The organism is Pseudochryseolinea flava (assembly GCF_003286915.1).
Lineage (GTDB): Bacteria > Bacteroidota > Bacteroidia > Cytophagales > Cyclobacteriaceae > Ohtaekwangia > Ohtaekwangia flava.
In genome coordinates, this window is the sequence record NZ_QMFY01000022.1 from 41,552 (window position 1) to 65,766 (window position 24,215).

General features: G+C 44.2%; 15 protein-coding genes. 10 read left to right on the forward strand and 5 right to left on the reverse strand.

The window, feature by feature from the left end; translation table 11 throughout:
• Positions 1-164: 164 nt before the first annotated feature.
• The 5 genes from DQQ10_RS25465 (at position 165) to DQQ10_RS25485 (ending at position 6,959) form a co-directional block, all read left to right on the forward strand.
• Complete coding sequence (locus tag DQQ10_RS25465) at positions 165-1,943, forward strand: DUF885 domain-containing protein (protein ID WP_112749771.1); 1,779 nt, start codon at positions 165-167, stop codon at positions 1,941-1,943.
• A gap of 258 nt (positions 1,944-2,201) precedes the next feature.
• A complete protein-coding gene (locus tag DQQ10_RS25470; RefSeq protein WP_112749772.1) occupies positions 2,202-4,355 on the forward strand; it encodes a TonB-dependent receptor in 2,154 nt (717 codons plus the stop codon).
• 16 nt (positions 4,356-4,371) lie between these two features.
• Positions 4,372-5,031 carry a hypothetical protein gene (locus DQQ10_RS25475; protein WP_133259765.1) on the forward strand — a complete coding sequence of 220 codons (660 nt, stop codon included), beginning with the start codon at positions 4,372-4,374 and terminating at the stop codon, positions 5,029-5,031.
• A 147-nt stretch (positions 5,032-5,178) separates the two neighbouring features.
• Complete coding sequence (locus DQQ10_RS25480; protein ID WP_112749774.1) at positions 5,179-6,201, forward strand: sensor histidine kinase; 1,023 nt, start codon at positions 5,179-5,181, stop codon at positions 6,199-6,201.
• Positions 6,198-6,959 (forward strand): LytR/AlgR family response regulator transcription factor, encoded by a 762-nt coding sequence (locus DQQ10_RS25485; RefSeq protein ID WP_112749775.1) that lies wholly within the window; start codon positions 6,198-6,200, stop codon positions 6,957-6,959. The genes DQQ10_RS25480 and DQQ10_RS25485 overlap by 4 nt, the downstream gene beginning before the upstream one ends.
• A gap of 231 nt (positions 6,960-7,190) precedes the next feature.
• On the opposite strand, the gene DQQ10_RS25490 is transcribed toward DQQ10_RS25485, so the two are convergent.
• On the reverse strand, positions 7,191-7,589 hold the full coding sequence (locus tag DQQ10_RS25490) for a response regulator (RefSeq protein WP_112749776.1): 399 nt from the start codon (positions 7,587-7,589) through the stop codon (positions 7,191-7,193).
• 143 nt (positions 7,590-7,732) lie between these two features.
• Here DQQ10_RS25490 and DQQ10_RS25495 point away from each other — a divergent pair, with 143 nt between their 5' ends.
• The 4 genes from DQQ10_RS25495 to DQQ10_RS25510 all read left to right on the forward strand — a co-directional run bounded on the left by DQQ10_RS25495 (position 7,733) and on the right by DQQ10_RS25510 (position 13,516).
• Positions 7,733-8,620, forward strand: coding sequence for a hypothetical protein (locus tag DQQ10_RS25495; RefSeq protein ID WP_112749777.1), 888 nt, complete (start codon positions 7,733-7,735; stop codon positions 8,618-8,620).
• Positions 8,621-8,734: 114 nt separating this feature from the next.
• On the forward strand, positions 8,735-11,791 hold the full coding sequence (locus tag DQQ10_RS25500) for an ATP-binding cassette domain-containing protein (RefSeq protein WP_112749778.1): 3,057 nt from the start codon (positions 8,735-8,737) through the stop codon (positions 11,789-11,791).
• Between the two features lie 39 nt (positions 11,792-11,830).
• Complete coding sequence (locus DQQ10_RS25505) at positions 11,831-12,598, forward strand: YdcF family protein (protein WP_112749779.1); 768 nt, start codon at positions 11,831-11,833, stop codon at positions 12,596-12,598.
• Positions 12,599-13,147: 549 nt separating this feature from the next.
• Entirely contained in the window at positions 13,148-13,516 is a 369-nt protein-coding gene (locus DQQ10_RS25510) for a rhodanese-like domain-containing protein (RefSeq protein ID WP_245970543.1), read from the forward strand.
• A 108-nt stretch (positions 13,517-13,624) separates the two neighbouring features.
• Here DQQ10_RS25510 and DQQ10_RS25515 read toward each other — a convergent pair whose 3' ends face one another.
• The 3 genes from DQQ10_RS25515 to gldC all read right to left on the reverse strand — a co-directional run bounded on the left by DQQ10_RS25515 (position 13,625) and on the right by gldC (position 18,465).
• On the reverse strand, positions 13,625-15,256 hold the full coding sequence (locus DQQ10_RS25515; protein WP_112749780.1) for an SGNH/GDSL hydrolase family protein: 1,632 nt from the start codon (positions 15,254-15,256) through the stop codon (positions 13,625-13,627).
• A gap of 10 nt (positions 15,257-15,266) precedes the next feature.
• The gene (locus DQQ10_RS25520; RefSeq protein ID WP_165824128.1) at positions 15,267-18,005 is read right to left on the reverse strand and encodes a TonB-dependent receptor; all 2,739 of its coding nucleotides are present in this window, start codon (positions 18,003-18,005) and stop codon (positions 15,267-15,269) included.
• Between the two features lie 127 nt (positions 18,006-18,132).
• Positions 18,133-18,465, reverse strand: coding sequence for a gliding motility protein GldC (gene gldC, locus DQQ10_RS25525; RefSeq protein ID WP_112749782.1), 333 nt, complete (start codon positions 18,463-18,465; stop codon positions 18,133-18,135).
• A 536-nt stretch (positions 18,466-19,001) separates the two neighbouring features.
• Between gldC and DQQ10_RS25530 the strand changes: the two genes are divergently transcribed.
• Positions 19,002-22,034 (forward strand): beta-L-arabinofuranosidase domain-containing protein, encoded by a 3,033-nt coding sequence (locus DQQ10_RS25530; protein ID WP_112749783.1) that lies wholly within the window; start codon positions 19,002-19,004, stop codon positions 22,032-22,034.
• Between the two features lie 171 nt (positions 22,035-22,205).
• On the opposite strand, the gene DQQ10_RS25535 is transcribed toward DQQ10_RS25530, so the two are convergent.
• Complete coding sequence (locus tag DQQ10_RS25535; protein WP_112749784.1) at positions 22,206-24,155, reverse strand: acetoacetate--CoA ligase; 1,950 nt, start codon at positions 24,153-24,155, stop codon at positions 22,206-22,208.
• Positions 24,156-24,215 lie beyond the last annotated feature (60 nt).

Consider the following 24,215-nt stretch of genomic DNA (forward strand, 5'->3'; position numbering starts at 1 on the left):
TTACCCCACGGGCCACGGCAATCAGGTGAGATTTTAATCGATTGCGATACCGTCATTTTCGACGCTCATTCATTTGGTGGAAATTAATTTGTCAAGGTTGCGCGCAAGACTGTAGTGTATGTGGTCTGGATTTTTATTTTTGTCTTTACCTAAATAACTCATGAATGAAAAACCTACTGATCGCGCTAAGCTGCTTAGCGGTGATGAGCTGTTCTAAACAGCCAGAGTCGGCGCCCACGCCCCAAGCCCAGTCGATGGGCAATCTGCTTGAATCATACTATGAAGATTATCTGATTCTCAATCCGCTCGAGGCAACGCAGATCGACGATAAGCGATATAATAACATATTACTAAACGATATCAGCGAAGCGCATCGCAGCAAAGTGGCAAGCTTCTGCAAGCAATATCAAGATTCTCTTCAGAATTACGATCGTGCCGCGTTGAGCACACAAGACCAACTTAGCTATGACATTCTCCAGTTCGAACTTGCATTGAAGACTGATCTTCTTAAGTATCCGGAGAACCTGATGCCCGTGCAACAATTCTGGGGCATGACCTTAACCATGCCTCAACTCGGTAGTGGCAAAAGCTATGTGACTTTTAAAACTGTCGATGACTATGAAGATTTCCTCGGACGTATCGATGGCTTTACCGTGTGGATGGATACTGCGATCGTGAACATGCGTAAAGGTCTCGCGCGAGGCACAACCTTTCCGAAGATCTTAATGGAACGTGTGCTCCCGCAAGCCAAAGCGATGATGGTATCCGATGTTAAGCAGAGTGTTTTCTGGGGACCGATTGCAGATATGCCTGCGACAATAGGCGAGAAGGAAAAAGGTGAGTTAACAACGGCTTATACGGATGCGATCAAAACGAAAATCGTTCCTGCGTACACGAAGTTATATAACTTTCTTAAGGACGAATATATACCTAAGACAAGAACAACTTCAGGCGTTGGTGAAATTCCCAACGGTAAGGAATACTATCAGTTGATGATCAAACAGTATACGACAACGGAACTTTCACCGGATTCAATCTTTAATCTTGGAAAGGCGGAAGTGGCGCGTATCACCCGCGAAATGGAGGCTGTCAAAGAACAAGTAAGTTTCAAAGGCGATCTGAAAGCATTCTTCGCGTACGTAAACAACGACAAGAAATTCATGCCCTATAAAACGGCGCAAGAAGTTATCGATGCTTACAAAGCGATTGAGACCAAGATCGAACCCAACTTGAAGAAAATGTTTAACATGGTTCCGAGAAGCAAATTCGAAGTTCGCCAGACCGAAAAATTTAGAGAAGCATCTGCGAGTGCAGAGTACAACCTTGGCTCTCCCGACGGAGTACGTCCCGGAATTTTCTATGTGCCAGTTCCGGATCCTAAAACGTATAATAATGCCGGTATGGAAACGCTTTTCTTGCACGAAGCAATTCCAGGCCACCACTATCAATGTATGTTACAGTTGGAGAACACGGAATTACCGCGCTTCCGCAGAACGTTGGGCTATAGTGCTTACGGCGAGGGCTGGGCGTTGTACACAGAGTCGTTGGGCAAGGAACTCGGCTTGTACACAGATCCAATTCAATACTTTGGGCACCTTGGCGATGAGATGCATCGCGCAATTCGTTTAGTTGTTGATGTTGGTATGCATGTAAAGGGGTGGACACGCGAGGAGGCAATCAAGTACATGATGGAGAATGAACCTATTGCTGAACAAGGTGCAATCGCAGAAATCGAACGCTACATGGCTATCCCTGGACAAGCATTGTCGTATAAGATAGGACAGTTGAAAATTTCTGAGCTTCGAGTGCGTGCCGAAAAAGAATTAGGTGACAAGTTCGACCTTGGATTATTCCATGATGAAGTGCTGAAATACGGAAACCTTCCGCTGAGTATTCTTGACACCCGCATTAAACAATGGATTGAAGAAAGAAAAAAAGTTTAACGTAGAGCGATCAAAGCTTTTCGCGTAAAACAATAATTTGATTTTTATTTGGCCGCAATGAATGGTCAGAACAAACCGTAGATTTTAGAACGCTTCAAAATTATAGAGGCAAGAATTAGGCGCCCATCTTCCGCATAGATCCCAGCTCCATCTTCTCATTTTAACAGCTCATCTACCTCACTCAACACCTTGGTAGGTCAAATTCGCTCAAAAAACGTGTTTTCTCAATCTTTACTGCGTAATCACAACAAACACAGTATGAAAGCACTCTCTACGTTTCTTTTTGTTCTCATCGGGTTTCAAGTCCTCGCCCAAACCAAGATCACCGGACAAGTCCGTGATCAAAAGGGCGATGTTGTTCCTTTAGCCAACGTCATACTTCAGGATACTTACGATGGAACATCCGCTGATGTAGAAGGGAAATTTGAATTCACAACGACGGAAACAGGCAAACAAATTCTAGTGGTCAAGTTTATGGGATACAAAGATTTCGTAAAAGAAATTGACGTCATGGGTAAGACGATCTACGTAGACGCAGAACTCGAAGAAGCCATCAATGAACTTTCTGCTGTAACGATTTCGGCAGGAGCATTTATGGCAAGCGACGAAAAGCGAAGAACTGTTTTTCGTGCAATAGACATTGCAACGACTGCGGGCGCGACAGCTGATATCGCAGGCGCTTTGAATACATTGCCTGGAACGCAAAAAGTAGGAGAGAGCGGAAGACTTTTCGTGAGAGGTGGCGATGGCAACGAAACCCGTACATTCATTGACGGTATGGTGGTACTCGACGCGTATAGTCCAGCGGGACCAAACACGCCATCACGTGGACGCTTCCTTCCCTTCATGTTTAAAGGGACAAGCTTCAGCACAGGCGGATACTCTGCCGAATTTGGACAAGCATTGTCGTCGGCATTGGCACTCGATTCGAAAGACAACGCTGAGCTTACACGCACAGACATCGGCATACTCTCTGTCGGTGGAGATATAGCACATACGCAAGCTTGGAAAGGGGGATCTGCCGCCGGTAAGATTCAGTACACCAACATTCGCCCCTATTTCAACCTTGTGGAGCAAGATGTAGACTGGAAAAAAATGCCATCGTCGCTCGAGACAAGTGCAGCATTTCGTCAACACCTTGGAAAAAGCGGTATGATTAAATTCTACGGAAACTTCAATCAAACTGATTACGCGTTATACAATCATCCCATTGATAATCCGCAGGCAAGAAACCTGTATGACTTAACGAACAAGTACCGCTACATGAATGGATTTTTTAAGAATGTGTTGAATGAAAATTGGAGTGTTCGCGGCGGTGTTTCTTATACGTATCAACAGAACAACGCGCTTGCCGCCGCCGACAATATTATCGAAACACAAAAGGGACTGCATGCGAAAACTGTATTGGAAGGAGCGCTCTCGGAGAAAATTGAATTGAAGTCCGGGGTTGAGATGATTACACGCACCTATGATCAAGATTTCTTTCTCGCCGAAGGAGCAGATTATACACGAGGATTTGAAGAGACCGTCACAGCCGTGTTTACGGAAGCGGATGTATACACCAGCAATAGCTTTGTGACAAGAGCCGGTGCGCGCTTGGAGTACAACGCACTTTCAAAAGATATTGCCGTTGATCCACGTCTTTCCCTTGCGTATAAAACCGGAGACAACAGTCAGGTGTCGTTGGCTTACGGCAAGTTTCGTCAATCGCCCAACGACTTGTGGTTGCGTTTGAACAAAGAACTCAATGCAGAAAAAGCTGATCACTATATCCTTAATTTTCAACACATCGCCGATGATCGTACGTTCCGCGCGGAAGCGTATTACAAAAAATATAACGACCTTGTGAAATTCGCCGGCGATGATGCCTCCGATTTAAACAACAATGGAAACGGATTTGCGAAAGGTTTCGAGTTATTCTGGCGAGACAACAAAACAGTAAAAAATGTTGATTACTGGTTTTCGTATAGCTTCCTTGACACCGAGCGCAATTACTTACAGTTTCCAAAAGCATCGGTACCGAACTTTGCTTCACGTCACAACTTCTCTGTTGTTTACAAACACTTTATCAAGGACCTCAAGAGTCAGGCTGGGTTAACATACTCTTATGCATCGGGGCGTGCCTATAACAATCCGAATCAGGTTAAGTTCAACGACGGAAAAACGCCACATTACAGCGACTTAAGCTTCAACTGGAGCTACCTGCCAAGACCTTACGTGATCATTCACTTCTCTTGCACAAACCTTCTGGGTCGTGATAACATCTTTGGATACGAATATGCTTCGACACCGGATGCGGAGGGCGTTTACAACGGTAGATCTATACGATTATCGGCACCGCGCTTTTTGTTCCTCGGTATATTTATTACGCTTTCGAAAGAGAAATCTATCAATCAATTGCCATCACTTTAAAATAAAAACATTCACCATGAATAGTTATACTATGAAAAACTACAGCAAACTTCTTCTTATCATCATTTTCTTCAATGTGTCAGCGGCTTTTGCGAACGACGAAAAGTACATTGCAGCCATGCAAAAGAACATTGATGCATTATACAAAGCGCAGGATCCGGCAGCGATTCAAAATGTTGTTAACGCACTGGATAGAATTGCCGCTGCAGAAAAAACAAAGTGGGAACCCCAGTACTACATCGGATACGGATACGTGATGATGGCTTTTCGTGAGTCTGACAAAGTGAAAAAAGACAGCTACCTGGATTTGTCCCTTGCTGCAATCAATAAAGGAAAAGAGCTCCTCCCGAATGATTCTGAGTTCGCTGCGTTGGAAGGCTTTGTGCACATGATCAGGGTGACAGTCGACCCGCCAACTCGTGGACCTCAATTTGGCCGCCTATCCATGGAGATGTTTGAAAAATCGTTAGCGCTCAATCCTGAAAACCCACGCGCCCTTGCGCTAAAGGCTCAAATGCAATATGGAACAGCAAAGTTTTTTGGCCAATCAACAACCGAAGCGTGCACAACTTTGAATGCATCATTAACGAAGTTTGAAACCTTTAAATCGGAGAATGTACTTGCTCCAACTTGGGGAAAGATCATGGCTGATGGAATGAAAGAAGATTGCAAGTAGGCGATCAATCATGTTTCAATCAAGGTGCAGGATTAAATGCAAGAATGCATGTTCGTTCTTGCGCCTTGATTGCTACTTCTTTATTTTTCCACTTTCATGCTTTGTGAACGGATTCAAGCATACGGTACATTAAATTAACAGAGGTTCATGGTATTGACGCGCAAGTTTATTCTCACAGAGCTCCGTGATTTTGCATTCCTAATCATTGGCGGTTTCTTGATGACGGCGTTGGGCCTGACCTGCCGAAATTGCGTAAACAGTGCAAAAGATTTTTGGATCATTGGTTCTTTTACGGCCATCTTATGGTTGCTGCTTTGGAAAGGCAATTCATACCTCACCGATTACGTCAGCAGTAAAATCTCGTGGCTGAAAACGCCCATGAAACGATTTATTGTCGGTATCGTGTCGACCGTGGTGTACACCTACGCGGCGATATCGTTGATGACATTTGCGTATCAATTTTTTTCAGGTTATAACTTTTCGAGAGCTGGTGCAACTTCGATCATGTCGATCATTATTACGTTGATCATTTCGTTGTTCATGCATTGTCGCGCCTTCCTACATCATTGGCGTAAAACGGCTATTGATGCAGAAAAATTGCAGAAAGAAAGTATCGCTGCGAAATATGAAAGCTTGAAGAACCAAGTGAATCCTCATTTCTTGTTCAATTCTTTTAATGCCCTAACTAACCTCGTGTACGAAGACCAGGACAAAGCGGCAAAGTTCATCAAGCAGTTGTCAAATGTATATCGGTACGTGTTAGATACCCGTGACAAAGAACTGGTGTCGCTCGAAGAAGAGGTCGGCTTTTTGAATGCGTATATGTATCTTCAAAAAATCCGGTTTGGTAACAAACTTCAGATGGACATGCAATTGACTGGTGTGGAAAGTATGGTTGCACCTTTGGTGTTGCAAATGCTTTTTGAAAATGCTATCAAGCACAATATTGTCTCCGAAGAAAATCCACTTACCATCAAAGTGTTTGCCGCCGACCAATACCTCATCGTTCAAAATAACATTCAGCTTAAAACGGTATTGCAAGAGGAATCGAATGGCATTGGGTTAGAAAATATCTGCAAACGATATGAATTTTTAACGGATCGTAAAGTGATTATTGAACAAACTGAAACCTTTACTGTGAAACTTCCCATTATTGCCGCGAGCTTATGAAAGTGTTGATTATAGAAGATGAACCTCAGGCCGCGCAGCGTTTAGAGAACCTGGTGAAAAGTTTAGTTGAGCATGTCGTGATTTTGGACAAGATCGATACTGTAAAGAAAGCGGTTGCCTGGATTACGACAAACGAGAAACCGGACTTGATCTTTATGGACATCCAGCTTGCCGATGGAATTAGCTTTCTCATCTTCGAGCAATGTGAAATTATATCACCTGTTATTTTTGTTACCGCTTATGACGCCTATGCGCTAAAGGCGTTTAAGGTGAACAGCATCGACTACATTCTGAAGCCCGTTGATAAAGACGAGCTTAGTGCTGCATTGAAAAAGTTTGAGACGCTTTCGGGAAATGATGTAAAAACAAAAACGGTGTTGCATAACATTGATCAGGCCGTGCAAATGCTCACAAAGAAGTTTAAGACACGGTTTATGATCAAGGTTGGTGAGCATATTCGAACCATCGAAGTCAGTAATATTTTATATTTCTTTAGCCAAGACAAGGCAACGTTTTGCTACACCTCGGATAATCGTCAGTTGATTTTAGATTACACCCTCGATCAACTTGAAGAAATGGTTGACCCCGCTGTTTTCTTTCGCATCAACAGAAAGTTTCTCGTCGCAACACAATCGATCCAAGATATTATCAGCTACACGAACAGCCGCTTGAAGTTGGTGGTAAAGGGTTCAACAGATAACGATATCATCGTAGCCCGCGAACGTGTGCAGGAATTCAAAGACTGGCTTGACAGCTGATAACTGATAACCGTTAACAGTTCACCGTTAACAGTTCACCGTTGACAGTTCACCGTTGACAGTTCACCGTTTGACAGTTAACAGTTCACCGTTAACAGTTCACAGTTTGACAGTTCACAGTTTGACAGTTCACCGTTAAACAGATAACAGATAACCGTGAACCGTGAACTGATAACCGTGAACAGTCAACCGTGTACCGTGAACTGATAACTGATAACCGTTAACCGTTAACTAATCAATAAGTCTTTTCAAATCCTCGATGTCGGTTTGTTTCAGCGGTTTAGTAATGTACTGAATGACATTGTTGAAGGAGAAAGCGGTTTCGCGGTCTTTGGCGTTATTGGAGCTCGTCAGTACCACAATTTTGGATTTGGAGCGAACGGGGTCGGGCAGGAGCACAAAGTTTTTGAGGAAAGAGAACCCGTCGATTTCGGGCATGTTGAGGTCGAGGAAGATGACGTCTGGCGGGGTGTCATCGTGTATTGACTTGAGCCATTCAAGGGCTTCTTCGGCCGATTTGTAAAGCACGAGTTGCTTCGAGAAATTGTATACCTCAAGGAATCTTCGCTGGATGAAAAGATCGATATCGCTATCGTCGATCAAGACGGTTTTATCTACTAATCTTCCCATAAGGCTCGTTTATCTAAAGGTGCATAAATAAACTTATGAAAAACAGCCATCGGCGTAAAATTTAACCCGAATTTCTAAAAACGAGGTTTTAAAGGATTGAAAAATATATTAACATTGGACCTTCTAAACCTTATCGATTACCTATGAAAATCAATAGACTGATTCACTTCTCGTTATGCCTGGCAGCGGGTTTCTCCCTTGTTTCCTGCGGATCATCTTCCGACAAACAGAAAAACTCCGATGAATTTAGCGCAGCGGAAGACAGTCTCAAGCAACAGATTGAGGAAGTGGTTTACAATATCCCTTCACCATCTGAAATTCCATACCTCCTGCAAACTACAGGCGCTGAGTTCAATGAAGGTCTGCTAAGCAGCCGTGAGAAAGTTGACCAGTACGCTTCCCGTCACGACAAAGCCGCCCTTAATTTGGGTATTTATGCTTCCGATATCGGATACCTTACCTCTTACGACAAAACGCAAGAAGCTATCGACTACTTGAATGCTTCTAAAACACTGGCCGATAACCTCGGCGTAACAGGAACTTTCGATGCACAGTTGCTGAAAAAATTTGAAGAGAATATCTCAAACAAAGATTCCCTCACACGCGTGTTGGACAACACGATAAAGCAAACGTCTAACTTCTTGAAAGACAATAAAAGCAACAAGCTTTCTGCGTTGATCATCACGGGTAGCTTTGTGGAAGGTTTATACATCTCTACAGGTGTGGTAAAATCTTATCCGAAGAACCTCCTGCCTGATGATAAGCGTAACCAGGTACTTACACCGCTCATGCGTATTATCCTTCAGCAAAAGAAATCAGTTTCAGAACTCTTGAAGATGTTGAAAACAGTTGAGCAAACTGAGCCAGTCGTAGCGATTGTTAATGACCTTGTGTTGCTCGAAACTGCTTACGGCAAACTTAACATTGAAGAGCAAATCGCGAAGAACCGCGGTGACCTTGTGCTGACCGATAAAAACCTCGAAGAAATTACGACTATTACGGAACGCATTCGCAAAGGCATCACATCATAGTCGCATAATACTTGACAAACTTTTAGGAAAAGGGACCGGCATAACCAGTCCCTTTTCTTTTTCATGGCTATCTTTCATTATCTTTAAAGAGTATCCTGGACGAAATTCTATCCTATGAGCGAGCGTTTACTTAAGGCAATTCTTCGGTTGTTTGCAGCAGTTGCTAGTGAAGATGAGATCTCTCACCATGAGCGCGATCAAATTCGCGTTTTTTTGGAAGACCATCTTAGCAAGTCGGCCGTCGAATCCTACCTTGCCTACTTCGACGATTTCTCACAATCGCTACCGACCATTAAGGGCGGCATCGAGGAAGAAACGAAATTAGTCCATACGCTTTGCCAGGAAGTAACGGGCGAACTCACCCAGAAACAAAAGATTATCATCCTGCTCGATCTCATGAATATCGTGCAAGCCGATGGAACGATCTCGCAACATGAAGAGACGCTCGTAAATGCTGTCGCAGTTTCGTTCAAAATCACCAACGAAACAGTAGCAGCAATCAAGGTCTTTGTACTCGGAAAAAGCCAACAGACGCTTGACCATGATCACATCTTATTGGTCGACACAGCCACTGCTGGTCCCGGGAAAGCACGCCACATCAAGCGTAAAGAACTCAACGGATTCATTGCTATTCTGTTCGTCGAGCAATCTGAGTTGTATTTCATTAAATACCTAGGCGGATCGGATCTGTACCTGAACGGCATTCCCGTGAAGAGCGGAAAAATTAACGTCCTCGCCGTGGGCAGTCTCTTGCGCTGGGATAAAGACGAACCGATTTACTATGGCGATATTCTGAACCAATTCAAGAAGTTTGGTGAGTTTCCCAGACTATCGTTTGAAGCGCGTGACATTACTTTCAAGTTTAAAAATGGACGCTTGGGTTTACGTGAAGTAAACTTAGCGGAAGAATCGGGAAACTTAATCGCGTTGATGGGTGCCAGCGGTGCAGGAAAATCTACGCTGCTTCACGTGCTCAATGGATCAGAAAAGCCTTCTGCCGGAAGTGTGCTCATCAATGGTATCGACATTCACCGCGAGCCGGCCAAAGTAGAAGGTGTAATCGGCTTCGTCCCTCAAGATGATCTCCTCATCGAAGACCTTACGGTTTACGAAAACTTATACTTCGCTGCGAAACTTTGTTTTAATAACAAACCTGAAAAGGAAATTGACGAGCTCGTCATGAAGGTCCTTGAAGATCTTGGCTTAGAAGAAACCAAGGATCTGAAAGTAGGATCGCCCTTGCGGAAAACCATTAGCGGAGGACAACGCAAACGTCTTAATATAGGTCTTGAACTTTTGCGCGAGCCTGCCGTACTTTTTTGTGATGAACCTACGAGTGGACTTTCGTCGCGTGATTCCGAAAATATTATTGATCTCCTAAAAGAGCTTTCATTAAAAGGTAAATTAGTATTCGCTGTAATTCACCAACCTTCATCCGACATCTTCAAGATGTTCGATAAACTCCTAATCCTCGATACGGGTGGTTATAAGATTTATTACGGTAATCCTGTGGATGCCGTCGTCTACTTTAAGAAGAGTATTGATCTTGTGAATAGCGACGAAGGGGAATGTCATGAATGTGGGAATGTGAACCCTGAGCAGATCTTCAACATCATCGAGGCGAAAGTGATCAATGAGTACGGTCACTTCACGAATGAACGCAAGATCACAGCCGAACAATGGAATTCGATTTACAAGCAGAACTATAAGCCGTTCTCGGTAGACACCTCACAGGAAGTGCCGCACTCAACGTTGGATATTCCAACACGATTTAAGCAGGCACACCTTTTCTCGATGCGCGACATTCGTGCAAAGATCCATAACAAACAATACCTCATCATCAATCTCCTGGAGGCACCGGTACTTGCCTTCATATTGGCCATGATCGTTCGCTACTACAACGTGGATGATACACTGAAGCTCGGGTATGTATATGGAAAGAACCTGAACATCCCGGCGTATCTCTTCATGAGTGTAATTGTTGCGTTGTTTATGGGGCTTACAGTTAGTGCGGAGGAAATTATTCGCGATCGAAAGATCTTGAAGCGCGAAGCTTTCCTGCACTTGAGTAGGAGTAGCTATATCTTGTCAAAGATTTCGATACTGTTTATACTGTCGGCTATTCAAACACTCACCTTCGTGATCGTCGGCAATACATTACTTGAAATTAAAGGCATGTATATCGAGCACTGGTTAATTCTGTTCACAACCTCTTGCTTTGCAAACTTGCTAGGGTTGAATATTTCTTCGGCATTCAATTCAGCGGTCACGATTTATATCTTGATTCCTTTACTTATTATTCCCCAGTTGATTCTCAGTGGGGTAGTAGTGAAGTTCGACAAACTCAATCCTGCTATTGGTAACACAGCAACAGTGCCGCTGGTGGGCGATTTGATGGCATCACGCTGGGCATTCGAGGCGGCTATGGTAACGCAGTACAAAGACAACGACTACGAACGGATGTTCTACAAGTACGATAAAGCGATGGCCAATGCCGATTATCAAAAGGTTTATTTCCTGCCGGAGATTCAAACACGCTTGCAGTATTGTTTAAATAATTTCAAATCAACTGATCCTGCGGTAAAAGATAAAGTGGAAAATAACTTTACACTCATCCGTTCGGAATTAGCTGAAGAGACGGACGTACGGAAAAAGAAATTCCATCGCTTCGACGATCTTACACTCGCGAAATTTGATTCATCGGTGTTCAACGATACCTACGACTACATTGAGCGCGTGAAAGAATATTACGCCAATCGTTATAATCTCGCCGACAAAGCCAAAGACAAAGCGATTGTGGCACTTACCGATACCCCGGAGAAAGAGGCCGCGTTTACGGCGTTTCGTGAAAGCTATCATAATGACGCGATACGAGATCTGGTGAAGAACACCACAGAAACACATCGCATCATTGAGAAAGATGGCAAGCTCGTTCAGAAAATTTATCCGATCTACAAAGATCCTGATCCCGACCACGCCATTGATTTTAATGCGCAGTTTTATATGCCTGCAAAACATTTTCTGGGTAGAAACGTCGATACATTCTTCTTTAACATGGGCGTGATCTGGTCGATGACGTTAGCGTTAGCGTTGACGTTATACTTCGATGTACTGCGACGAATCGTAGACGGTATTGGCAATCTTTCAAATCCATTAAATCGACGAAAGTAGTTTAATAAGCGTGTTGTTCTCGATCACTAATTTGATGTTATGTTTTTTGTTCTTTCTAAGACGGTAAGTGTTCTGGTTCTTCCGCTCACAATTATTTGCATTTTGCTGCTGCTTTCGGTTTTCTTGAAGAAGCCTAAGCTCAAGCGGATTTCATTTTGGCTCGCCGTCGGACTGTTACTGTTTTTTTCGAATCACTTTATCGCAAATGAGATGATGGCGTGGTGGGAAACAGAAGCGGTAGCATTCGAAGATGTGAAACCTCATAAGTTGGGCATTGTACTCACGGGCTCAACCATTCCGAATCGTGTGCCGAATGATCGTGTTTATTTTGCCAGAGGAGCAGATCGCGTAACGCATACCGTGCAACTTTATAAGAAGGGCTTGATCAACACCATCTTGATTAGCGGCGGAACCGGAAGTTTAACGAACGTTGATGAACCCGAAGCGGATAAATTTCGATCCGCAATGATGATGATGGGAGTTGATTCTGCTCACATTATGATTGAAAATCGAACACGTAATACGGCCGAGTCTGCCATTGAGGTGCGAAAGATTTTAGATTCACTTCACTACCAACCTTCCGACTGCCTTCTTATTACCTCCGCGTTTCATATGCGCCGGTCGCTGGCGTGCTATCGCAAAGCAGGACTTGATCTTGATACTTTCTCAACAGATTTTTATTCTCACGAACGAAACTTCTATCCAAGCACGTTTCTGTTCCCGAGTATCGACGCACTCGTCATATGGCATAAGCTCGTAAAAGAGTGGGTAGGATTAGCCGCCTATTGGGCTGCTGGCTATGTTTAGAATGTGTTGAGGTGCTGACGTTCGATTCCAGTGTTCGAGTGTTCAAGGGATGTGTGGACGTGTTGGTGTTTTGAGGTGTTGACGTTGAATTCCGGTGTTCAAGTGTTCGAGGAAATACAGGCCACCGATAACCGATAACTTCTCGCAGCTCGAAACTCGCAGCTGAAAGTTTTTTATCACTAATACACGGTGTTTGAAGTGTGTAAAAAGAGGGGTTTGTCTCTAAATAATTAAATGTGATAGAGCGTGCGCGCGGTGGCCCAACTTAAACGCGGGGGAGCCCCGGAATGTGCGATGGGCAGCATGTTTAAGTTTCCCGTTTTTCTTTTGTTACTTTTCTATTGGGGAAGCAAAAGAAAAGTAAGAAGAGGATGATGCATGAACTAATCAGACATACTCAGTAGAACGTTCAAAAAGTTGATAAGAGGAGAGTGCGATCCGGTTTTTGGGGCCGCTATGAAAAATTTTCTCCGGACACTAATAGTTCGAAACTCGCAGCCGAAAATTGTTGACGTTGTTCTTTACTTATCTTTACGCTGTAAACTCACGATGATGAAATCTGCGATACTATTCTTTATGCTTGTTGCTTGTGTCCAAGAAACGACGACGCTGGCGCCGAAGGATTTTCAGAAGAAAGCAGCTGAAACCAAAGATGTTGTCATTCTGGATGTCCGTACGAAGGAAGAGGTTGATCAGGGCGTCATTCCAGGTGCGATTAACGTTGACTTTAAAAGTGAGAACTTCCAAGAGCAGATCAGCAAGCTGGATAAAAACAAAACTTACCTTTTGTATTGTAAGGGCGGCGTGAGAAGCAGCAAGTCTGTCGACATCATGAAATCGTTAGGCTTTAAAAAATTGTATGATCTCGAAGGTGGTATTGATGCCTGGCGGGAAGAGGGATTGAAGACGACGAAATAGTGCTGCAGCAATTATCTTGGCAGACAAGACATCACAAATGTGCATAGCGCGATAGACAACAAAAAAAGCCTGTGAGATCATCACAGGCTTTTTATTAAGTAATATTTGCTAAGGTGCAGGGGGACTAACAGGAAGTGCTGTGATTCCATAGTTGCCGAGTTTTGCCTTAGGAATTGATGACCCAAATTTTGCGTTGATAGCGTCAATAAAGATGTTTGCAGTAAACGCATATCCACGGCTATTAGGGTGTAGTCCATCTTCGCTAAAGATACCTGTTGGTGGTGCGAAGTTCGGTGTCATGTACACATTATCCTGAATTGCTCCCTTTGCTGCTACAAATGCATTGTATGTGCTACGTACATCGGCGACCGTTAAGCGTCCATCGCTATCTTCTACGGCCGCGTTGATCGCGGCGTTGAAATCTGCCGTGCGTGCAAGAATTGCCTGCGTTTCTGAAGGGATGAGAATGTATTTATCTGCAACAGGGAAGCTTACGCCAAATACAGCGTTAGGGCTGTTCATATAGCATGTTCCAAGAACTGAACCTGCGGCCAGTGGAACCAAATCCTGTGCGGTAGTTTGTCTTGCACGGGCATACGGTGCAAGAGCTGCCGCTTCGCCAGTCATGTAAGTAGATAAATCTGTTAAAGTTTCATCGGTCAAAAGAATTGGATTTTTTCCGGCTACATAATTTAATGTACGTTTCGTTTTCTCCTCTTCGCTAATGATTCCATTGGCGACCATCAAAGTTAAGAACCCATTGTACTTATCGGCGAGGTTAGTTTTTAATGCACCCGCTGTTGTTGCGTCAAGGGTGATTTGGTTCCAAGCCACCGTGTAAAAGTAGGGGAGACTTGTGAAGTCAGGAATATTTCCCACAACGCCTTTGAATATCGGATTGGCACCAAGCATAGATGAAATCATTTGGCTGTAATAACCTGCAAAATCTTCGCTTCCAGTCATAGGATACGTGCCATCGGCGCCCGTCGCAGCATATAGAAGAACATCATCGAATCCCAGCCACACCAAGTAGAAACTACCAGCAGCGCCAAGTGCGTCTTCGATGAGCTTTGATGATCCTGGATTTGATGCAAATCGAGCATACAATGGATTGTAATATGGATTCGCTGTTGACGGACCTCCTGTTTCTTTGATCAACGCTTGACCAAGTTGAATCAGCGGGACCGAAAAATTATTCAGCTTAGCCTTATCACCTGCGTAAGGAGCTGGCAGGTCTGCTGTGTTGTAAGGCGCTGGTGATGCAGGTGTGTTCACTGCAGAAGGGCAAGTGGTTGCCGTCGCAGGCATTCCTGCAGCTGCCGGCGCAGGTGTACGAGGTCCCGACCCGTCTGGATCAAAAAGGAAAAGCCTTCCTAATATCAATGTTGGAGGCGCGGATGACTGTAAGTTGTATCCGTTGACAGAATTGATATCAGGTTGGTTAAAGACCAATTCAGTATTGACGCACTTCAATTGATTTGCAACGATAGCTCCCAGTGAGTTTTGTTGCCCCTTGGTGAAAAGAGCACCCGCTTGGAACCCTGCTGTGTACGAGTTTCCTAAGACCACGAACTTAGTGAAGTTAGCAGTTCCTGCTTCGGCATCTTCACAACTTGTGTCGGGAGCGCAGTTCTCAGGATCAACAGCGCAAGGATCTTGAAGGTCGATATCTTCCTGCTTGCACCCTGAGATCAGGAGCAGCAATGAAAGTGAGTAAGCTAAATATTTTATCGTTTTCATGTTGCTTCAATTAGGGTTTCATGAATTGATCGAATGTGAGCGAAATGTAGTAGGTCTGTCCTACGAATGGACCACCGAAGTTTGTGCGGTAGTCGCCACCGAAGAGGTTTGTTCCACCCACTTTCAACATCGTTTTGATTGATGGAATCTTGTAGCTCACTTGAGCGTCGAACACACCAAACTCCGGAATCATAGCAGAACCAAAATCAGATTGCCACAAGAATTCTTCTTGCCAACGATAGTTAATACTGAAACCTAAGCTCTTGGTAACTTTTCTGTTGCTCAGTCCAATGTTGAATTTGTTTTCTGGCGTGTTGAAACCAGCACGGAATTCTTCGTTGCCTTCGCTGTTGTCATCGAACGTCGCGTAGTTGTAGTTACCGGTAATTTGATAACCCTTCGGTAGGTTGTATCCAAAACCTAAACCGATACCGAATGACGTAACTTCTTCAGGTGAGTTTGTATAAGGTGAATATACTTTGCCAGCTGCTACTTCTTTCCCTTGATGAGTTGTTCCAACCTTTAATACATAGTCCGATCCTCCAATAAAATCATTGTAGATGGAATAGTATCCATTGATGTCGATAAGTAGTTTGTTCTTTATTAATCCCTTGTATCCAAGTTCAAACGACTTTAGCTTTTCTGGACCGACATACGGTATGTTGGCAGTACGCAATCGTGAAGAGTCGCCCGATAGCACTTCGCCAGTGGTACCATCTACCGTGCCACCGTTCGCTCGGAATTCATCCCACGAAGCCTTTGTATAAGCACCGCCTTCATGTAATCCATAACGCTCTGCATTAACCTTTGCACTTCCCAACAGTGTGTTTGTACCAAGATCGAAGTAGATAAACTGTGCTTGCGTATCTGGGTTTCTGAAACCTGTCTGGAATGATGCTCTAAGGTTATGTGACTCGTTGAAAGTATACACCGCAGAGAGACGTGGTGTTACCTGTCCGTCGAAGTTTTCGTTCTTATCGTATCGCAATGAACCGGTAAGTTTCAAGGCATCAGCCAATGTTTTTGAAAGTTGTCCGTAGAAACCAAACTCGTTGATGGTTACGCGTTGAAAATCTGTTCCGTCTTCAGGATCTTCATTGAAGATTGTTCCATCTGAAAATAGGCTGTACTGTCTGAAGTTACCACCGATTTGGAGTTCAACCCATTCAATTTGATCAGCGAAGTTGTAGTTAAATTCAGAGTGAAAAAGTCTTGATCTGTCTGTGAACTTCGAACCAGGAGGTGTTCTTTGGAAGTAGTCGTTGCGAACACCCTCTACTAAATTTTTGAAACCTTCAGATCCGACGGCAGGACGTGTACGATCGGCAAATGCGCGTGCGGCATCGGGATTACCCCCAGGAACTCCTTGGTCAACAAATGCTCCTTGCATGGCAAGTACATATTGTTGTGCCCAAGCTGGTGAAGGCGAGATACGTTCATTTACATAAGATCCTAGCGCAGCTACGTTGTAAGAATCACCAGCGTTTGTTGCCGTTAGGTAACTTCTTACGAAGAAGTTCGAACCTTTCAACTCGAGTTTATAAAACTGCTGTGTGAAGTCACGTAACGCATACTTTTGTGAACCTTGGTAGATGGAACTTCCGCCACCGTAGCGGTAGTTTCCAATTAACTCCATTTTATCAGTGATGCGATAATGAAGGGCAATGTCACCCTTCATGCTTGTTGCATCGTTATTGTCCAGCAAATCTTCTTCTTTCCAGCCGGTTCTATGAATTGTACCGATCGTTGGGAAGCCTGTAGGAATCTCGATTTCATCACCGTATAAGTTCAATCCATCGAAATCTTCAGCACCACTTAAGTCAGTTGTTGATTCAGGACGGTTCACATCAGTCTTGTAATCATTACCAATCCAGTCTGTTGCTTGAAGCATGGAGAAGTTCACTTTGAATGCAAACTTGTTGTTGAATGCTTTTGCATAACGCACGCCGAAGTTGAACATCGGGTAGGCTTCTCCTTGCGCGTCGGATGTAGTAACACCCGTCTTGAATTGCGCACTCAAACCTTGATATTCAAATGGGCTTTTGCTTTTCATGATCAAAATACCATTAAAGGCATTCGGTCCATAGAGTGCTGAAGCGGCTCCTGGCACAAGCTCCATGCTTTCGGCATCCAATTCGCCGAAACCGACAATGTTACCTGTAGGAAAGTTTAGGAGCGGAGCAGAGCAATCCATTCCATCGATCAACTGCACAAAACGGGTATTGGCAATGGTCGCAAATCCGCGTGTGTTAATCTGTGGAAAGTTTAAACTGCTGGAAGTCATCTGTACACCTTTTACAGATGCCAGCGACTCATAAAATTCTGGTGCGGGTGTTTGTTGTATCGAAAGAAGGTCGACTTTCTCGACGGTCACAGGAGATTGCAATATGCTCTCTTCATAACGTGAGGCGGAAACGACGACTTCTTGTCCGAGGATCGTTTGCTCTTCTAATTTAATGTCGAGGCCTGTCGTGGAGGCATCAGTAATATCAATTTCCTGTGAACGGAATCCTATAAAGGAAATTACCAGGGTCATCGGTGGAGCATCATTGACATTCAAACTGAATGTACCCTCACCATTGGTAATGGTACCTACCACACGTCCTTTCACAACGATGTTGACACCGGCAAGGGCATCTCCAGAGGCAGCATCGGTAATTTTACCTGAAATGCTGGTTTGGGCATAAAGTCCAAAAGATGTTAAGAGAACTAACATCATCGTACCCACGCCCGAGTAGAGTTTCTTCATAAATTCTGCTAGTTGGTTGGTTATCAGAATACTAGGATTCGTCAAGAAAGCTAATATGTTATGCATACAGAGCTTTCTTGACGAAACTACAAAAATTTATGAAAAAGCAAACGTTTGAGGAACCTAACTAACGTTTTTCTGATTGTACGTGTTTTACCAACCTTTCGCAAAGCGCATTGATCTCATTGGCCATAAACTCGTCGTTGGTCGACGACAGAATGCTCTGCGCAATACCACCGAGGCACTCCACATGGAATCGCTTCATGTCATCTACTGGCATGTCTTTCGTCCACAGATCGATACGTAACGTGTTCTCCTGTGTATGATCCCAAAGCGCTACGCTAATAGATTTCGTTTGACTTAATCCTGGATCGGGTTTATCAGTAGCATCCCACAATATCTTTTCAGGCACATTTTGAGCGTCCAGCTCTACTGTAAAGCTGATAGTTGATTTTTTCATAGCCGCAAAATTAAACGAAAAGCATCAATCGTAAAGTGATAAACGCCATGCGCCTGAAGTTGCTAGTGTCCGGGGAATTTTTCGTTTTGGAAATACCCCGCGCTTCTAATCGATCGTTTTTGATAGGCATAAAAAGAAGGCTGTTAAAAAATCAATTTTAATAGAGCGTGCGCGCGGTGGCCCAACTTAAACGCGGGGGAGTTCCGGCATGTGCGATGGGCAGCATGTTTAAGTTTCCCCTTTTTCTTCTGTTACTTTTCTATTTGGGGAAGCAAAAAAGAAAAGTAAGAAGAGGACTATGCACGGACTAATCAGACGGCTCAGTAGAACATTCAAAAAGGTGATAAGAGTAAAGTGCGATCCGGTTTTGGGGTCGTTTTAAAGAAGCTTTCTCCGGACACCAGTAGCATGAAGTTCTATCGTATTGCTGCCGTTAGTCAAATTGATAAGATTACATGATTTCCAGATAAAATCGGCGTAACGCATGCGCGTCGATTATCTTTAGTTTTATCAGTTCATGGCGAAAGAAGTTAATTATGAAAATGTACAATCGACTGTTGAGTATCATCGTGTGTGTGGCTGCTTTGTTTCCGATCGTGACGCTGGCTCAAAACGGAGATCAAATATTAGACGGTATTGGTGAAACAGCATTGATAGCGCGCTATGCATTTAACGGCGACGCTAAAGATTGGTCAAGAAACAACCTGCATGGCACGCTACAAGGCGATGGCGCTACCTTCGCCGCCGACAATCGATTTGGTAAAGTTTTATCGCTACCGGGGAGTAGTAATTCATTTGTAACGCTTCCAGCGGATGCGCTGAAAGATGTAGAGTCGGTAAGCATTTCAGGGTGGTTGTATCTCCGTTCTTCCGTGGCAGGTCAACGCTTTTTTGATTTTGGAAACGATACCACGAAGCACTTCTTTGTGGCACCAGCGGGAACGAAGGAGGAGAATGTGCTGGTGACTGCCCTTGATACTAAGGGTATTCAGAAAAGATCCATATCAGCGGCGCTGGAAATAAATAAGTGGACTCATGTCGCTGTGGTCGTTGATGTACCATCAAAATCAATGATCACATACATCGACGGAAAAATGATGGCTGAGGTGAAGAACATATCACCAGTGTCTGGTAAAATGATGTTGTCTCTAGGCAAGTCTCTTGCACCAAACGACCCATATCTAAATGCGTTGATTCATGATTTTCGGATCTATCGTATTCCACTCAGCGCAACACAAGTCTCTGGGATTTTTGAACACGCACAGCGCGGTATTAATGAAGGTTCGGTTAACACAACCAGCAAGCGCGAAGACGATCTTCAACATTTTTCGGATGTTGATGCGCAACTTTACAATGCATTTTTGATTCGTGTGTCGGATGTATGGGTAGAAACGCCGGTGGGTATTTTACCGCGACTGCCAGCTCATCTAGACGGTACGTACAAAGATGGAAAGCAAGGCCCGAAGGTTCGTGTACTGTGGCCGACACCGGTGGACAATACGGAAGTGTTGAAGGCTGGGAGTTACACGATCATAGGTCGCGTTGCAGGAACGCAATTTAAACCCAAGGCTACTGTTGTAGTGAAGGAGGTGAAAAAATCAACGGAGCCGGAATTGAAGTTGATGCCGTTTGCGTTGCAGCAAGTTTCGCTCAATGGTGATACGCATGGTCATGATTCTAAGTTTGTAGAGAATCGTGATAAGTTCATTACGACGCTGGCGAAAACTGATCCGAACGCTTTTCTATTTATGTTCCGTCATGCGTTTGGACAGAAGCAACCGGAAGGAGCAACACCGCTCGGCGTATGGGATAGTCAGGATACAAAGCTGAGAGGACATGCTACGGGACATTACCTTACAGCTATCGCACAAGCTTACGCCGGGGCAAGTCATGATCAGGCCCTTCAGCAAAACCTCCAACAAAAGATGGAATACATGGTGAATACATTGTATTTATTATCGCAGTTGTCGGGCAACGCCAAGGAGCAAGGTGGAACTTTTGTTTCAGATCCAACAGCTGTGCCTACAGGGGCAGGAAAGTCTGAGTATGATTCCGATCTCACTGACGCTGGTATTCGAACTGATTATTGGAATTGGGGAAAAGGATTTATCAGCGCCTATCCGCCAGATCAATTTATCATGCTAGAGAAAGGTGCGCGCTACGGCGGACAAAAGAATCAAATATGGGCGCCCTACTATACGCTGCATAAAATTTTGGCCGGACTATTAGATGTATATGAAGTTAGTGGAAATAAGAAAGCATTATCCATAGCAACAGGCATGGGCAATTGGGTTTATGCGCGTTTAAATAAAGTGCCTACAGAAACACTCATCAAGATGTGGAACACTTACATCGCTGGAGAGTTTGGTGGTATGAATGAAGTGATGGCGCGATTGTATCGCATCACGAAAGAACCGAATTATCTTAAGACGGCGCAGTTGTTCGACAACATTCGCGTATTCTATGGCGACGCAAAACATTCGCATGGCCTCGCGAAAAACGTTGATATTTTCCGTGGACTTCATGCCAACCAACATATCCCTCAGATTGTCGGAAGCATTGAGATGTATCGGGTGTCCAATAATCCGGAGTACTATCGTATCGCCGATAACTTCTGGTATAAAGCAGTGAACGATTATATGTATAGTATCGGCGGCGTAGCAGGGGCGCGTAATCCTGCCAATGCCGAATGCTTCATCGCGCAACCTGCAAGTTTGTATGAAAATGGTTTTTCTTCCGATGGCCAAAACGAAACGTGCGCTACTTATAACATGCTGAAGCTTACCAGCGATTTGTTTTGCTTCGATCAGCGCGGTCAGTATATGGATTATTACGAACGTGCATTGTATAATCATATTCTGGCTTCTGTCGCTGACTCTACGCCAGCCAATACGTATCATGTGCCGCTTCGTCCGGGGTCTATCAAACAATTTGGTAATGATGATATGACAGGCTTCACGTGTTGCAATGGCACCTCCATTGAGAGCAATACAAAAATGCAAAGTGCTATTTATTTCCGGAGTAAAGATAACCAGTCGCTCTACGTAAATCTTTTTATTCCGTCTACGTTGAAGTGGACTGAACGCAACGTTACCATTGAGCAGATCACAACGTTTCCAAAAGAAGATCAAACAAAGTTAGTGGTGAAGGGTAGTGGCAAGTTTGATGTTCATGTGCGTGTTCCTGGCTGGGCAACGAATGGTTTTAATGTAAAAATCAATAATAAAGAACAGATGTTAAATGCCATTCCAGGAAGTTATCTGAAGATCAGCCGCAATTGGAAAGATGGCGATGTGATCGAATTAAAAATGCCTTTTCACTTTTATCTCGATCCGATAATGGATCAACCGAACATTGCGAGTTTGTTCTACGGTCCGATTTTACTTGCCGCGCAAGAACCAGACGCAAGAAACACCTGGCGTCAAGTAACGGTAGATGCAAATGATATCAGCAAGTCAATCCAAGGCGATCCAAAGCAATTGCAATTCACCATCAACGGCGTCACATTCCTACCGTTTTACGAAACCTATGGAAGACATTCTGTTTATCTTGATGTAAGACTGAAATAGGGGTTAGGGATTAGGAATTAGGGATTAGGGATTAGGAATTAGGGATTAGGAATTAGGGATTAGGGATTAGGAATTAGGAATTAGGATTGGGAATTAGGGATTAGGAATATCGCATAACAGCGATACACGATTAACGTATAACGATTCACGATTAACGTATAGCGATTACGCCTAACGATCCCCCAATAGCTCAACGAAGAACGTCATCGCCTCCGGATTGCGTAAGCTACCGGCATTAACAACTTTCTTCGGATCTTTTCCCATCAGAATTTTCTTCACGGGTGTTTCGGTTTTTTTTCCGCTGATCGTGTAGGGGATGTCTTTTACGGCGATGATTTCATCGGGAACGTGACGTGGACTGTATGCGCTGCGAATCGTGTTGTTGATTTTCTTTTTGATGTCGTCGGTCAGGGGCGTGCCTTCTTGCATCATGACAAACAACGGCATCCAAAATTCGCCACCGGCTTTCTCAATACAAATGATCAAGCTGTCTTTCACTTCTTTGACTTGGTCGACTGCGCGATAGATCTCGCTTGTGCCAATGCGGATACCACCACGGTTTAAAGTTGCATCAGACCTGCCGTAGATGATCACGCCTTGTTGCGGGGTGATTTCAATCCAATCACCATGGCGCCAAATGCCGGCATACATCTCAAAATAACTTTCAAGATAGCGTTGATGATTGAGATCGTTCCAAAAGAATATTGGCATCGAAGGCATCGGTTGCGTGATCACCATTTCACCCATCGTATGCTGAATGGATTTTCCATCTTCGTCGTATGCTTCAAGCTTCACGCCGAGGGCGCGGCATTGTATCTCGCCTTCATACACTGGCCATGTCGGATTGCCACCAACAAAAGCGCTGCAAATGTCTGTGCCACCGCTCATGGAGGCGAGCCATAAATCGCTCTTCACATTTTCATATACCCATGCAAATCCTTCTGGCGGTAATGTGCTTCCCGTCGACCCGATTGAGCGTAGCGCACGCAAATCAAAATCTGATGGCTTGATTCCCGCTTTCATGTTTGCCAGAATAAAGCCAGCACTTGTGCCAAAATGGTGAATGCCTACTTTTGCTGAAAATTTCCAGAGTGCTGTGAGGTCAGGATAACCCGGACTACCATCATACAATACCATGGTGCTCCCCGCGAGCAGCGCGCCATGAATATAGTTCCACATCATCCACCCGGTAGTTGTATACCAAAAGCACTTTTCACCCGACTTAAAATCGTTGTGGAATGTTCCGTATTTCAACTGCTCGAGAAGAATTCCACCATGCGAATGTGTGATGGCTTTTGGAAGTCCGGTGGTTCCCGACGAATACAGCACCCAAATCGGATGACTAAACGGAACGCGATTGAAACGAAGTTGGTGTTCTTTGTCTTGCAACGCGTCGTTCCACAGGGTTGAGTTGGGAATATCGGTAGATGTTTTGGTAGCTGTAATTACAACGGTATGGCTAATGGACGGTATCGCAGCGACGAGCTCAGCAATTACCGCATCTTTTTCGAATGACTTCCCGCCGTAGCGATAATGATCGACGGCAAAGAGAACTTTCGGTTTGATTTGTGCAAAACGATCGATGACTGACGAAGTTCCGAAATCAGGAGAGCAGCTCGACCAAATCGCGCCTATGGAATTGACCGCAAGGAATGCAATCGTTGCATCCGGAATACAGGGCAAATATGCGGCGACAGTATCACCTTCGCGTACTCCTTGTTGGAAGAGGAAAGATTGCAGTGCGGCAACACGTTCGCGAAGTTCGCGCCAGGAAATTTCTTGAAGCGAAGAATATTCTGATCCGAAGATGATCGCAGGATTTTCATCCGTTTGCCTTCTGAAAATATGCTCCGCGTAATTCAGTTTTGTACCCTCAAACCATTGGGTGTATGGCATCGCGTCATCAGACAGAACTTTTGATGGTGTGCCCTCGTGTTGGATGTCAAAGTATTCCCAAAGACTTTTCCAGAAGTTGTCGGGATGTTCGGTAGACCATTGCCACAAGGAATGATAATCGTGAAACAATAGCTCTTTGTGCTTTGCTAACCACGCGGTGTAGTGGCTTAGGTTAGATTCATCTTTTGTTTTTTGCGACGGTGTCCATAACAATCTTGCATCCATGCTCCAATTTTAAAATTTAAGTTGAAAGCAAAAAGAAATGAATATCGAATATCGAATATC